Source organism: Bacillus sp. B2-WWTP-C-10-Post-4, from assembly GCF_009183805.1.
In the GTDB taxonomy this organism is placed as follows: Bacteria; Bacillota; Bacilli; order Bacillales; family Bacillaceae_G; genus Bacillus_A; species Bacillus_A cereus.
In genome coordinates this window covers 1-14001 of sequence record NZ_WEII01000056.1, presented here as the reverse complement: position 1 = coordinate 14001, position 14001 = coordinate 1, and the positions used below count along the sequence as shown (strand labels likewise).

Here is a 14001-nt window from a genome sequence, read left to right as displayed (position 1 = left end):
TACCCTTTTTCCAACTCTCCTTTCATCTTATCATTTCAATATAGAAAGGAGGAATTAATATTGAATTATCTCTTACTTCGTTACAATAAACCTATTTTTATTAGATTGTGTGGTGAATTATTAACCCGAACGACTGAATCTATGTTAGCTCTCATTATGATTATTTACGTCAATAAAATGTTAAACGGCAATGTAATAATAACTATGCTAATTTTCGGATTACAGCCACTTTCAGACATTTTATTTACACTTATTGCTGGAGGAATTACTGATAAATATGGCCGAAAAAAGATTATGTTACTCGGATTATTACTACAAGGTGTTGCAATCGGCAGTTTCGTTTTCGCTCAATCCGTTTTTATATTTGCACTGTTATATGTGATTAATGGTATTGGCCGTTCCTTATACATTCCAGCTCAGCGTGCACAAATTGCTGATTTAACAAAACAAGAGCAGCAAGCAGAAATTTTTGCTCTCCTACAAACGATGGGAGCAATTGGATCCGTAGTCGGCCCTTTAATCGGTGCATGTTTTTATAATACTCACCCAGAATATTTATTTATCGTGCAAAGTGTAACCCTTACGATATATGCCGTTGTTGTTTGGACCCAGCTCCCAGAAACCGTTCCACCTATGAGTAAGTCGAAACAAACAGTTGAGGCAAGTTCACCAAAGCAATTTATTTTTAAACACTATGCTATATTCGGTCTTATGGTTTCTACACTTCCTATTAGCTTTTTTTATGCACAAACTGAGACGAATTATCGTATTTTTGCAGAACATGTATTTCCTAATCTTGTATTCATACTCGCATTTATTTCAACATGCAAAGCCATTTTGGAAATCATACTACAAATCTTCCTCGTAAAATGGTCTGAACGATTTTCTATGGCGAAAATCATCCTTATTTCTTACGCCTGCTATACAATAGCTGCAGTTGGCTTTAGTTATTCAACGACGATATTGTCGTTATTCTTCACCTTACTCTTTTTAGTCATTGGAGAAAGTATTGCTCTAAACCACTTATTACGATTCGTTTCAGAAATTGCACCTCACAATAAACGTGGTTTATATTTTTCAATTTACGGTATACACTGGGATATATCTCGAACGTGCGGACCAGTTATTGGTGCAGTTTTATTAAGTAAGTTAAATGGAAGTATGCTGTTTTATATTTGTGCTAGTTTCTTATTAATTGGAGGTATTGTTCAAGCACTGTTTGTTCAAAATTTAGAACGTAAAAAAATCACGAACCAGCCTACACATAATTTATAGGTTACTACTTTTTCAGTAGATCAATATTTCTTATTGGATGAATATTAAAAAACAAAAGTGAAGTATTTCGCGTATGAAAGTATGTTTTATATGGCAAGAGACGTTCCTTATTTACAACTAAAAACACCTCATTTAAGGAAAGTGAGGTGTTTTTGAAATCACTTAATTTCTTATCCTGCCATTTTATTAATACTATCCTCTGGTGAAAATACAGAAATATGATCTACCTTACCAGTCGATTTTGGAATGACAAATTTCAGCTCATACTGGTTATTTACTTTGTATACATATATTTTATCTTCACCATTCTCTTTAACTGAAGATGGTTTTCCTAATGCTTTTTCAATTTCTTGTAATGTAATCAATTTTAGTTCTGCATGATATGAGCGTACATCAAAAACTTGTGACCCTTTATTAAATCCGAAAACAATATTTTTATTTGTAAAAGTTGCGTACATTCCGTTCCCTGTATATTCGGTTTTATTTGCTTTCCCCCACGCTTTTTCAATTTCTTCAATATCCCCTGTATGGGCTCCAAATGGTACATTAGGTACTTTTCCTTCTTTTGCGAGTTCAAACAAATCTTTAACGTGGTTAATTGATTTTTGATTAAGTGTTCTATTTTTCGAATCTGGGTCAGGCGATGGTTTTGTTGTTTTTTCATTGCTTGGTTTTGCTTCAGGATTTTTCTGTTCTTCTGAAAAATTACTTTGTTCATTTTTATTATTTTCCGAGGTTGGATTTGTTTCCTTTTTTTCGTCTGTCTCTTTACATGCGGCTAGCGCAAACATACATGTAAACACCAAAAATAACATAACTATTTTTAAATATATTTTCATCACCTTTACCCCCTATTGCATCTTATTCATTTCGTTAACCAACCCATTACACTACTTTTCAAATTATGTTTGTTCCAAAAAAGTCAGTGCTTCACTCTCTCCAAAAGCTTGTACAAAATATATTACAAAAGCTGTTTCTAAAAAGTAACCAAGTCTGTTATATCCGAAGTAACTACCTCCTGATAAACGAAACCATTTTCATCTCCTTATTTAAACCTTCTCTTCTCAATGATAATATCCTCTATCTATAACTTAAAACATGCTCTCACAACAGCTCCTTGAAACAGAAAAAAACCAGTAGGAAGTGATTACTCTTTTCCTACTGGTTAAAATAAAATTATACGGTAAATCTTAGCTTCTTAAAAAATGTAGCGATAGTATTTTTTACAGTTTCAAAATTATAAGCAAACGTGTTATCTCCACTTAATGATGAAATACATGTTAAACCTGCAGCTTTAATAAAAGCTTTTACATCTACAAGCATAAAATTAGCCTCCATGAATTTAATTACAATCATTATAACAGGTGTTTTACGATGCTAACATGAAGGTAATAAATAAATTTTATCCCGCTATTTACCGGGCAGTAAGATCCCCACCTCAAAATTCAGCGGAAACAAAGAAGTTAGGTGGGGGCCTGCTGTCCGTAAAAGCCCGATTGGTGAGGGCTGATAATCAGTGAGGATGAACAAAACCCCCACTGATTAAAGTTTCACTTTATTTAGCTCACAGTACACCATTCCAATGTCATATAAAAAAGCTGCCCAAAAAGGGCAGCTTCAAATATGTATATTACACTTCGATTGATTTACCATCTTCAACAATATGATAAAGTAAATGCGCTAAATGATGAATTGGACCGTATTCTTCCTCTTCCTCATCTGTTTCACCTTGGAACTCAAGATCGTTTAAGTACAGTGCTAAAAATTGATAGTATAGTTTTAAATCAAATCCGTAGCACGCAGTTGGCTCTTCATGATCACCTTCGTATTGTAACATTAAGTATTGATCGTTTCCTTCTGCATCTTCTGCATCAAAGAATACGAAGAATCCAACGTTTGTATCTAAATCAAATAGATGACGAGTGCCTTTTTCTGTTGCTTTGTTAAAGTCCTCTTCACTTAATTTATGTACTGTTGTCGCTTTAGCATTATCTTCTTGATGGAAATTTACTGTGAATGTTTTCAATGCTGACACCTCCTGATTGTATAATACTAGCATAACATATAAAAAGGACTGCTTACAAATGTAAACAGTCCTTACATTCATTTTCGCATTGCTCGTAATAAGAAGCTTACGATGAAAATTAAAATAATCGCACCGATTAAAGCTGGAATAATTGCATATCCGCCAATGACTGGACCAAAACTACCAAGTAATTTCGAACCAACCCAAGAACCGATAATACCAGCAATAATATTACCTATTACACCACCAGGTACGTCCTTTCCAGTAATTAAGCTCGCAAGCCACCCTAATATACCACCGACGATTAAAGACCAAATCATATAATAACCTCCTTTACATTTCACCAATCAAAATATAATTAGAAACAATTGCTTACCATTAGTTATGTGACATTTTTCATAAGTTATTCATGTTGTTCAACTTTAAGATTTTTGAGAATAATACACACAGATTAAACCTTTTTTGAACTAACGATTTATCCGACTTGTTATTACACACATTAAGGACAATCTGGCTTCAATATTGTTCGCATAAACTCTTCTTTAAAAGCTGCATAGTTAAAACCAACAGCAATTCTTTGAATCGGCCGATCATCAAACCTTGTTGGCTCAGCTATTTTTCTAAAGTCTGCTACACTTTGGCCCCTAGTCACATCATTTGTCGTACTAATCCACACTGCCGATTTTTTATATTCGAAAATACTGTCATTTATAAACGAGATAAACGGTAGTAAATCGTGTATAGGACTTCCACCAATACCCGGATATTCTTTTTTATAAAAGTTCTCATAATAAAAATCAATCATTGGTTTAATGAGTTTCGCCTGTCCAGTTCCTTGTTTATCTATTATATTGGCCATTTCAGGTGTTATAAGCGCGCCCTGTGTTACATTTAACGGGTATATGCTAGCGTTTTTCGCATATTTCATAACAATATTTGCTGCAATTGGATCACCATAAAAATTCGCTTCAGATACAGGTGTAACATTACCTGGAAATAGGAAAGCGCCGCCCATTATATAATACGAACAAATACGATCCATTATATTTGGATACAATAAAAATAACGTAGCAAGCGTCGTTAGTCTCCCTGTCGCCACAATTATAATATCTTCTGGACAAGGTTCGATTAATTTGATTAATTCACAAAAATTTTCTCGTTTACAAATTCTCATCTCAGGTGGAATAATAGGACCTAAACCGTGATCCCCGTGGATTTCAGGGAAAAACAAAGGCTCTTCAGCTGTCATCGGTCTACTCGCACCTTCAATAATTTTCACTTGTGTAGCATAGTACCTTTCTAAAAAATAAACATTTTCCGTAACAATATCTCGTGATACATTCCCGTACTCAGCAACAATACCTAGAATATCTAATTTACATGTTTTATTTGCATAAATTAACGCTACGGCGTCATCAATACCAAAGTCTCCAAAAAAGATAATTTTCTTATTAACTATTCTCACCCCTCTTCAGCATAATCTACTATTATTATTATGTGAAAAAGACAAGGCGGTGAAACAGCGCAAACTAAAAAAGCCGCCTATTTATTGGCGACTTCAATCTTTTTATAAGACAAATATGCAAGTACATTTTTACTTGAATCGTATTTCGGGTTATTTCCTTTTCTCGGCTCTCTCATATGTGTCTTTTCAAATCCAGGAATGTCTGGCATTTTCCCCATAAATTCAAGCATTTCTTCCTCAGTACCTTCAATGCGTACACGAATCATTATAACTATTCCTCAATTCTCAGTTTCTCTGTACTAAGTATATCGTACTTCAGAAAGACTGCAACACATTTATCTTTTTAACGTTATACTTTTTTTACATATAAACATAGCCATTTCAGTATAGAACGATTCTACTTTATTATTTTTAAATTGAATATTAAAATATTCCTTCATTTCGTTTGGTGCTTTCATCATACATTCTGTTAATTTTTCACGCTTTTGTAAAGGGACATCCATCATATTACACCACCAGTCAAAATCAAACTTCTTATCAAAAGTAAGACATGACTGCATTTGCAAACCATTTTTTTCTAATAAAGTAAGCCATTCTGTCTTTTTTAGAGCTCGTTCATGACTTGGGTCACGCTTTTTTTCTATAAAATTATAAAATGTATCATATTCATTATTTTCTGGCGAAACATTATCTATTAAGATGAATAATCCATTATCCTCCAACGTACGATTTACTTCATAAATAAATTGAGCCGGACTCGTAAAATGATGGGCTGCAATCCGGCATGTAATTGTATCAAAAAAATGGTCTGCAAATGGTAAATTCTCTGCATTTCCTGCTACAAAAGATACATTTTCATGACCATTCTGCTTTATAAAAACTTTTGCTTTTTCTAACATCTGTTCTGTTAAATCAAGTGCAACTACTTCTTCAAACATAGGTGCTAACATATTTGCCACATGCCCGCCACCAGTAGCAACATCAAGAAGACGATTATTATGACGAGACTCAACTTGTTGAACTACATATTGTAAATCCAGTCCTTTAGCATGTATTTTACTATTTACATATTTATCTGCATTGCTGCCAAACTGTTTTTTCACAAGCTCTTCTTTACTCATATTATCATCTTCTTTCTATTGTTATTTACATATACGACTCATATAATTATTACAATTCTCTTAATGTATTTTCAAATCCTCTTTTCATCTCACTTCTTATCATATTTACCTTTCATTAAAATAATATAATTTTGCATTTTATTATTAAACAAAAAAAGGCTATGGGAACTTCCCCCCTAACCTGAATAAATATTTACTACATTTTTATTTCTTCGTATATATCTATATAATATAAATCCTCTTTCAACTTCATAATAACATCTACTTCGTTATAAGTAGCCTCACGAGCATGTAAACCAAATTGATCCATACCAATCCATATCCACCCAGGTGTAAGATATAAAACATCTATATTAAAATAATCTAACTTAGTAAGCTCCGATGTAATAAATTTATCTTTATTAGCGATTTGTTTATCTATTAACCGTATTCTTTCCCATTTTCAAATAGCGATATAAACTTCCCTACAATCGGATGTTCACGAACAATAAAATGATATTCTTTTTCTTCTATATTTACCACAATCAAACGAGAAACAGATAAATCAGGCCCTGAATTCGACATATTTGTTTATTCACCTCCTTATATAGGCTTCTTAAATATGATAACAAATGAATATTCAAATTAAGTTAATATAATGTAAAAAATAAAAAAGCTGATTTCCCTTTAGAAATCAGACTTTATAATTTGATCAACTTTATTCTTTTACAAATTATTATAATGTTTCTTTTTCCTCATCATTTCCAGAAACTAAATTTCCTATAGCATCTGCTGTTACTTCCACTACAAATTCACAAATACCAGCTACAACTTCTCCAAGTATTTCATCCATCTTTTTACCCCCTTATTTTATGTAACCCATTTGCATTATAGAAGAAATTGGTAAATACAAACTATCGAAAAAGGTGACATAAACCTTACAGAATTGTAAGCTCTTTTATCCCTTTACTTATCCCCTTTGAAACTCCAAGTATTTTTAGCAGACATATAGGCCATCATAATATGAAGCAAGTAATAATCTAGTGTCAGGAGGCGTTTAATATGTATTACGTAAAATTAATTAAAGGTCAATCTTTCTACGCTTTTGATCATCGTTTCTTAGTGTCTGAAGAAGAAGAGGTTTCAGAGAAAATTTATAATTACTTGCGACGTAATGAATTTTTTGAAGTACGTAAAGAAGAATATTCTGCTTAATTACAAAAAGCATTAAGAAAAATATCATCTTATTGTGATATATTCTTAATGCTTTTATGTGAATTTCTTCTTTTCAATAATTATTGTTGACTCTATTAAATAATCCAGTATTTGTCCAAGCTAATTCTTCACTATTTTCATATTCTAGTATATGAGGAGGTGAAGAATATGACTCATATCATTGATTACCAAGCTACTCAGCCTATAAGTAAAACTGGTGAAACAACTTTTGCAATCCCAGCTTCTCCAAATAAAGCAATTTTAGCAAATTTGAAATTGAGAATTTCAAGTAGAGATTCACGTAATAATCGAGTAGAATTAATCGCTACAATTGGTGTAGAAGGTATAACTGAGACTTCACAAGTTTTATTCCGAATTTTCCGTGATAACATTGAAATTTTTAATGCACAAGTAGGTATTGAATCTACAGATTCTGAACAATTCTACGTACAAACATTTCAAGCTATAGATCAAAACGTTAGCAGTGGAACACACGAATATTCATTAACTGTTGAAAACCTTACTAGTGGTGCAAGTGCAGAAGTTGTTGGCCCACTATCTTTTAGCGCTTTAGCTATTGGACAAGAGCGTAAATGTTACTAAGTGAATCTAATATTTAATTTTGTACTTGAGAAAAGCGAGGCGTAGTTATACGTTCTTGCTTTTTTATATGTATCCTTACTTTCTATTAGCTTTAATCATAAATTTTTTACGTTTTGATTCACTTATTTCATCAATTAACACATCAAATTTTTGACAAATCAAAAAGATTGAAATCCAATTATGAAACACGTAATATAGACTCTGACTCTAAAAAAGTTCGTATGAAAATAATGCATAAATAAGGAGGTTTTATATACGAGTTTTTCATTTTAAAAGACGGAGAGGTTTTATGTTATGTGGCGTAATAAAAACGTTTGGATTGTTCTAATTGGGGAGTTTATTGCAGGTCTAGGATTATGGCTTGGTATTCTTGGCAACCTTGAATTTATGCAAAAATATGTCCCTTCTGATTTCATGAAATCAGTTATATTATTTATCGGACTATTAGCCGGTGTTCTAGTTGGACCTATGGCTGGCCGTGTCATCGATCAGTATGAAAAGAAAAAAGTTCTTCTTTACGCTGGGTTTGGTCGAGTTTTAAGTGTTATTTTCATGTTTTTTGCTATTCAATTTGAAAGTATCGCATTTATGATCGCATTTATGGTTGCTCTTCAAATTTCAGCAGCATTTTATTTCCCTGCATTACAATCTGTAATTCCACTCATCGTACGTGAGCATGAGTTATTACAAATGAACGGTGTACATATGAATGTTGGTACAATTGCTCGTATTGCAGGCACTTCACTAGGTGGAATTCTATTAGTTGTGATGAGTTTACAGTACATGTATGCCTTCTCAATGGCAGCATACGCCTTATTATTCCTCTCGACTTTCTTCCTACAATTCGAAGACAAGAAATCAACAACACCAAGTAAACAAGCTGCAAAAGATAATAGCTTTATGGAAGTATTTCGTATTTTAAAAGGAATTCCTATTGCTTTTACAGCACTTATATTAAGTATCATCCCTCTATTATTTATAGCTGGGTTTAATTTAATGGTTATTAACATTAGCGAAATGCAACATGATCCTACGATTAAAGGGTTCATATATACAATTGAAGGTATCGCATTTATGTTAGGTGCCTTCGTAATTAAACGTCTATCTGATCATTTCAAACCTGAAAAATTACTATATTTCTTCGCAGTTTGTACTGCTTTTGCACATCTGTCATTGTTCTTTAGCGATATAAAATGGATGGCTCTTACATCATTTGGTTTGTTTGGGTTTAGTGTTGGCTGCTTCTTCCCTATTATGTCGACGATTTTCCAAACGAAAGTGGAAAAAAGTTATCACGGTCGCCTCTTCTCATTCCGTAATATGTTTGAGAGGGTTATGTTCCAAATCGTCTTACTTGGCACAGGCTTCTTCTTAGATACAATTGGGTTACAATATATGGTTCTCATCTTTGGAGTCGTTTCATTATTGATTATTTCTATTTCCCTTTCTAAGCAGAAACATTATGAAAAACAGCATTCGCAATCTGCAAATTTATAAAATAAACAAAGAAGTATGGGTCTAATATTGAATCCATACTTCTTTGTTTTATAATACGCCTATTTATTACGTTTATTGAAATTACCTAAAGGAGTATCCCCCTTTTATTTCGAATAGATTATAAAAAGTACTCTTTATAAAAGGAGTGGTAAAATGTCTGATGGCATCGAAGTATTTATTGTCCTGCTCTTTGCAATTGCTCTGTTTAGCATCCTAAACTTTTTAGCCATTTCCTTATCTGGACATAGTTTTAAAAAAAGAATCGTGGCAGGTTTCATATTTTTACTACTGACTCCCATTATCTTTTTGACTATCGCAACATTTGCTTCTATATTCGATAAAGCAGGATTTGGCGCAGGTACGTTAGCCTTTATGACCGCAAGCGTATATATATTAAATGGAATAGTGATTCTGCTTTCCTCTTTATTTATCCTCAAAAAAGACATAACATAGGCTATAGTACTAGCATGAATCTGACTTTACACTAGATTCATGCTTATTTAATTTCTCCTAAATTTTTATATGAAATTAAATAATTCTTTAAAAAAATTTAAACTTTATTTATTATAATATCCCTATCGTATTCGCACGTTTATTCAAATTTAAAAGAAAGGAGCACAAAATGAAAAAGGTTCTACTTACAATTCCTATACTAATCATCCTACTTAGTGGATGCAGCAATAACGATATATACGGTTCTTGGGAAGTCGTTGACAATAAAAAAGGTGAATGCCCTGTATATTATAAATTTGAAACAGTTGTCAAAAAAGAAAATAAAGAGGAAATTGTGCAAAATTTAGTAGAAATGCAAACAACAAAGAATAAAGACGATTTATATAAAGGCTCATTTGTCAAAAATTCTAATGTATATCACATTGATTATGGTAATTCATTTACATCGGACCAAACTTTAAAAGTTGCCGACGGTACATTAAATGTATACTTTTTGACAGCCGAAAAATTATGCACATATAAAAAGAAATGATTACATTTCAGAGGAGACGCAGAAAATATTTTCTGCGTTATTTCACTTTAGAAATCGTCCGCAAAAATAGCCCTTGTTTTCGTATTCTTTTTCATTCAAAACATGAGAAATATACTTAATAAAAGCTAGAAAATACCTTAAGTTATATAAAATGAATCATATAATACACATTTCAATTAATATATCTACGCTATTTACATCGTTACTTTTCAAAATAGGCTAATCCTTCCTCTAAATTTGTCAATCGTTTTAATTTTCATAAAAAAATGATAAAATGTAAACATGTGTTTTCAGAATAATTAAAAACGCAGAATGAAAGCACTGTTTTTAGGAGGGGTTTTGATGACTTACACGTTAGCAACTAGAATGAAAGCATTCCAATCTTCTATATTTAGTGAATTAGGAGCCTATAAAAAAGAAAAAATTGCAGCAGGTCATAATATGATTGATTTGAGCATCGGAAATCCTGATATGCCGCCCGCTGATTTTGTAAGAGAAACAATGGTACATACAGCGAGTGAGAAAGAGAGCTACGGGTATACATTATCAGGTATTCAAGAATTTCACGAAGCTGTAACTGAATATTACAACAACACTCATAACGTTTTATTAAATGCGGATAAAGAAGTTTTATTGTTAATGGGTTCACAAGACGGGCTCGTTCATTTACCTATGGTTTATGCAAATCCAGGTGATATTATATTAGTTCCTGATCCAGGATATACAGCTTATGAAACAGGTATTCAAATGGCTGGTGCAACATCTTACTACATGCCTTTAAAGAAAGAGAATGATTTCTTACCAGACTTAGAAGTCATCCCTGAAGAAATTGCCGATCAAGCAAAGATGATGATTTTAAACTTCCCAGGGAATCCCGTTCCAGCAATGGCTCATGAAGATTTCTTTAAAGAAGTAATCGCATTCGCGAAAAAGCATAATATTATCGTTGTCCATGATTTTGCTTATGCTGAATTTTATTTCGATGGTAATAAGCCAATTAGCTTTCTCTCTGTACCTGGTGCTAAAGAAGTTGGTGTAGAAATCAATTCTTTGTCAAAAAGTTATAGTTTAGCAGGTAGCCGTATTGGATATATGATTGGAAACGAAGAAATTGTTCGTGCACTTACTCAATTTAAATCTAATACCGATTACGGTGTATTTTTACCAATTCAAAAAGCGGCATCTGTAGCACTAAGAAATGGCGCTGCATTTTGTGAGAAAAACCGCGATATTTATCAAGAACGGAGAGATACTTTAGTCGATGGATTCCGAGCATTTGGCTGGAATGTCGATAAGCCAGCTGGTAGTATGTTTGTCTGGGCTGAAATTCCACAAGGATGGACTTCTCTAGACTTCGCTTATGCATTAATGGATCGTGCGAATGTCGTTGTTACACCTGGTCATGCATTTGGACCTCATGGAGAAGGCTTCGTACGTATTGCACTCGTTCAAGATAAAGAAGTATTGCAACAAGTTGTTGAAAATATTAGAAATAGCGGCATTTTCGTCCTTGAAAAAGTAGATGAATTAGTTAAAAATTAGTTCCCACTCCCCTGCTTAACTTTAGCAGGGGTATTATTAATTGGAGGTACTTTCATATGCATATTAAAGACACGCTTCCCCATCGTTATCCATTTTTAATGATTGATAAAGTAACAAATGTAAAACAAGGTGAATCCGTTACAGGATATAAACTCATTACAAATAACGAATGGTTTATAAATGATAGTCAAAAACATATGCCTCATATGTTAATTGTAGAATCACTTGCCCAGCTTAGTGCATTTGTACATACAAGTGATTCTGAAGGACTAGGATTTCTCTCCTCTTTAGATGGAGTTGAATTCCACGGAAAAGCATATCCCGGTGATAAACTTGATTTACATTATGAGCTAACGCGCAATCGCCGAGGTTTTATTCTTGGTAAAGGTATTGCAACTGTAAACGACCAGCCTATTGTAACTATAGAAAAACTATTAATATATCAAGCAGATTAAAGTGTTCCTTATATCAGTTGGAAATATCTATTCTCAACCAATTAAGTAAATAGGAAAACATATTACGTAGTTAGGAGCAGGAAAATGGAACGTACTATCGGTATCGATGCTGGAGGCACATTAACGAAAATAGCTTATTTTAACGAAAAAAAGCTATTAACTTTTGAAAAATTTTATTCACATGAACAACATAAAATAATAGATTGGATTAAAAACAACAATGGCATAAAACAAATATGTATTACGGGTGGTAAATCGAAACTATTACAGCATCTGCTTACAGGTTCATATAAAATAATAGAGCTAAACGAATTTGAATCTACTCTTGCAGGTGTCCAATACATATTAAAAGAAGAAAAACACACTATAAACAATTTTATTTTAACCAATATCGGTACAGGTACTTCTATCCATTATGTTTATAATGAACAATATATTCGCGCTGGTGGAACCGGAGTTGGCGGTGGGACTATTATGGGACTTTCAAAATTGTTAACAAATACAAATCATTTTGAAGATGTAATCCCTCTAACAAAAGTAGGATCTAGAAAAGAACTAGATATTACGGTTGGAGATATTTATAGTGGTATTCTTTCCCCTATCGATAATAACTTAACTGCTAGCAATTTTGGTAAAGCCGCTATTTCAGAATCGAAATATAATAGCTCAGACATACTTGCTACTATACAAGGACTTGTCGGTGAAGTCGTTACTGCATTAAGCCTTCAATTCGCTGAAACAAAAAACATTAAACATATTATTTATATTGGTTCGACTTTATGTAATAACGTACAACTTCAACATATTATAAGTAGCTACACCGAATATCAAAATAAAACACCAATCTTTTTACAAGATGGTGGTAATAGCGGTGCAATTGGTGCATTACTTCATGCTACGAAATAAAAAGCTGACTTTTGTCAGCTTTTTAAAAATGGCACTTCAAATTCAATAATTGATTCCCCGTTCTCTTTAATTCGCTCCACGCTTATTCTATCAATCACACAATTTAACTTCCCATGAAAACTAGGAATCTCCTTCACTACTTCAGCAGCTAATTTGGCACTTTCTTTTCTTCCGACTGTTACATGCGGGATGTACGGAATGTCTTCTTTCAAAAATTGTAATAAAGGTCCTGCATTCTATGATAAGAAATTTTGTATACTAACTCCATCTTCTCCCCTCCATTATTTCAACTGGCTCACTGGATATTTAGCAAATAAAGATTTCCGAAAATCTTTATCTTCCACAAGCATTTTAATTTTTTCTTCATTGCCGTTAAAGAACTTTATAACTTTATTTTTATCCCATATATCTTTTTCTTTTGGAAAATCATCGAATATTCTATGCAAAATTGATAACATTTCTTCCCTCGTTATCTTAAAGTTTTTATTCTCTACCTGAAACTCATAAATTTTTGCATTTGGCACTAAAATCACTAAATATATAGCATTAAAGAAAAAATTCTTCTTCATCGTATCCTTCTCATCAAACCAATACGTCTCAATCATTTCTTCTGTAAGAGCCCCACTTTCTTTTGCGCCATAGTTCACTTTTATATTTTCATTTTCTAAACTTATACTTTGAACTGTTCCACCACCGGGTAAATGATTAACAATTGCAACCACATCTGAATTATTACCAACGTATGTCCCAGTATATTTCTTAAAATCATCTGACCTAATATCATATATATCTTTTATTCTTTCTCCATTAGAACAAGCCGCAATAAATAAAAAAATTGTTAGCATAACGATCATGTTATGATGCATATATTTCATTTAGCATCCCCCATTTTTATCGATATTTCGTTAATTACAATATTTACTTTCAAATCC

At 32.7% G+C, this 14001-nt stretch carries 17 protein-coding genes and 3 pseudogenes; 9 read left to right on the top strand and 11 right to left on the bottom strand.

The features are described from left to right. The first annotated feature begins 60 nt into the window (after positions 1-60). Positions 61-1275 carry an MDR family MFS transporter gene (locus GBN78_RS19655; RefSeq protein ID WP_001108458.1) on the top strand — a complete coding sequence of 405 codons (1215 nt, stop codon included), beginning with the start codon at positions 61-63 and terminating at the stop codon, positions 1273-1275. A gap of 170 nt (positions 1276-1445) precedes the next feature. Here GBN78_RS19655 and GBN78_RS19650 read toward each other — a convergent pair whose 3' ends face one another. The 9 genes and pseudogenes from GBN78_RS19650 to GBN78_RS19610 all read right to left on the bottom strand — a co-directional run bounded on the left by GBN78_RS19650 (position 1446) and on the right by GBN78_RS19610 (position 6451). Next, entirely contained in the window at positions 1446-2114 is a 669-nt protein-coding gene (locus GBN78_RS19650) for a YjgB family protein (protein ID WP_098299704.1), read from the bottom strand. Positions 2115-2140: 26 nt separating this feature from the next. Then, positions 2141-2312: pseudogene (locus GBN78_RS19645) on the bottom strand (aminopeptidase); the annotation flags it as partial. Positions 2313-2451: 139 nt separating this feature from the next. Further along, positions 2452-2598 carry a hypothetical protein gene (locus GBN78_RS19640; protein WP_000959548.1) on the bottom strand — a complete coding sequence of 49 codons (147 nt, stop codon included), beginning with the start codon at positions 2596-2598 and terminating at the stop codon, positions 2452-2454. Positions 2599-2905: 307 nt separating this feature from the next. Further along, complete coding sequence (locus GBN78_RS19635) at positions 2906-3301, bottom strand: hypothetical protein (RefSeq protein WP_000847587.1); 396 nt, start codon at positions 3299-3301, stop codon at positions 2906-2908. Between the two features lie 77 nt (positions 3302-3378). Further along, positions 3379-3621, bottom strand: coding sequence for a GlsB/YeaQ/YmgE family stress response membrane protein (locus GBN78_RS19630; RefSeq protein WP_000638306.1), 243 nt, complete (start codon positions 3619-3621; stop codon positions 3379-3381). A 179-nt stretch (positions 3622-3800) separates the two neighbouring features. After that, positions 3801-4766 carry a nucleoside hydrolase gene (locus GBN78_RS19625; protein WP_001223681.1) on the bottom strand — a complete coding sequence of 322 codons (966 nt, stop codon included), beginning with the start codon at positions 4764-4766 and terminating at the stop codon, positions 3801-3803. A 77-nt stretch (positions 4767-4843) separates the two neighbouring features. Further along, positions 4844-5032: a DUF3970 family protein gene (locus GBN78_RS19620; protein WP_000621885.1), complete on the bottom strand. Its 189-nt coding sequence runs from the start codon at positions 5030-5032 to the stop codon at positions 4844-4846. Between the two features lie 69 nt (positions 5033-5101). Further along, positions 5102-5887 carry a class I SAM-dependent methyltransferase gene (locus GBN78_RS19615; RefSeq protein WP_000031303.1) on the bottom strand — a complete coding sequence of 262 codons (786 nt, stop codon included), beginning with the start codon at positions 5885-5887 and terminating at the stop codon, positions 5102-5104. A gap of 196 nt (positions 5888-6083) precedes the next feature. Then, positions 6084-6451 (bottom strand): annotated as a pseudogene (locus tag GBN78_RS19610) (hypothetical protein). 477 nt (positions 6452-6928) lie between these two features. On the opposite strand from GBN78_RS19610, the gene GBN78_RS19605 reads away from it, so the two are divergent. The 8 genes from GBN78_RS19605 (at position 6929) to coaW (ending at position 13069) form a co-directional block, all read left to right on the top strand. Further along, entirely contained in the window at positions 6929-7081 is a 153-nt protein-coding gene (locus GBN78_RS19605; RefSeq protein WP_000291905.1) for a YqbF domain-containing protein, read from the top strand. Positions 7082-7249: 168 nt separating this feature from the next. After that, entirely contained in the window at positions 7250-7684 is a 435-nt protein-coding gene (gene exsC, locus GBN78_RS19600) for an exosporium protein ExsC (protein WP_130068471.1), read from the top strand. A 294-nt stretch (positions 7685-7978) separates the two neighbouring features. Beyond that, positions 7979-9181: an MFS transporter gene (locus GBN78_RS19595; protein ID WP_152127633.1), complete on the top strand. Its 1203-nt coding sequence runs from the start codon at positions 7979-7981 to the stop codon at positions 9179-9181. A 153-nt stretch (positions 9182-9334) separates the two neighbouring features. Further along, positions 9335-9634 (top strand): hypothetical protein, encoded by a 300-nt coding sequence (locus GBN78_RS19590; protein WP_001279464.1) that lies wholly within the window; start codon positions 9335-9337, stop codon positions 9632-9634. A 169-nt stretch (positions 9635-9803) separates the two neighbouring features. Continuing rightward, on the top strand, positions 9804-10166 hold the full coding sequence (locus tag GBN78_RS19585; protein WP_000757017.1) for a hypothetical protein: 363 nt from the start codon (positions 9804-9806) through the stop codon (positions 10164-10166). A 342-nt stretch (positions 10167-10508) separates the two neighbouring features. After that, on the top strand, positions 10509-11708 hold the full coding sequence (locus tag GBN78_RS19580) for an LL-diaminopimelate aminotransferase (protein ID WP_000222698.1): 1200 nt from the start codon (positions 10509-10511) through the stop codon (positions 11706-11708). A gap of 56 nt (positions 11709-11764) precedes the next feature. Continuing rightward, positions 11765-12163: a 3-hydroxyacyl-ACP dehydratase FabZ family protein gene (locus GBN78_RS19575; RefSeq protein WP_000547659.1), complete on the top strand. Its 399-nt coding sequence runs from the start codon at positions 11765-11767 to the stop codon at positions 12161-12163. Positions 12164-12247: 84 nt separating this feature from the next. Beyond that, positions 12248-13069, top strand: coding sequence for a type II pantothenate kinase (gene coaW / locus GBN78_RS19570; RefSeq protein WP_000442495.1), 822 nt, complete (start codon positions 12248-12250; stop codon positions 13067-13069). Positions 13070-13083: 14 nt separating this feature from the next. On the opposite strand, the pseudogene GBN78_RS19565 reads toward coaW, so the two are convergent. Together GBN78_RS19565 and GBN78_RS19560 are read right to left on the bottom strand one after the other, a co-directional pair. Then, a pseudogene (locus tag GBN78_RS19565) lies at positions 13084-13299 on the bottom strand (2'-5' RNA ligase family protein); the annotation flags it as partial. Positions 13300-13350: 51 nt separating this feature from the next. Beyond that, positions 13351-13944, bottom strand: coding sequence for a DUF4825 domain-containing protein (locus GBN78_RS19560; RefSeq protein WP_000876535.1), 594 nt, complete (start codon positions 13942-13944; stop codon positions 13351-13353). Positions 13945-14001 lie beyond the last annotated feature (57 nt).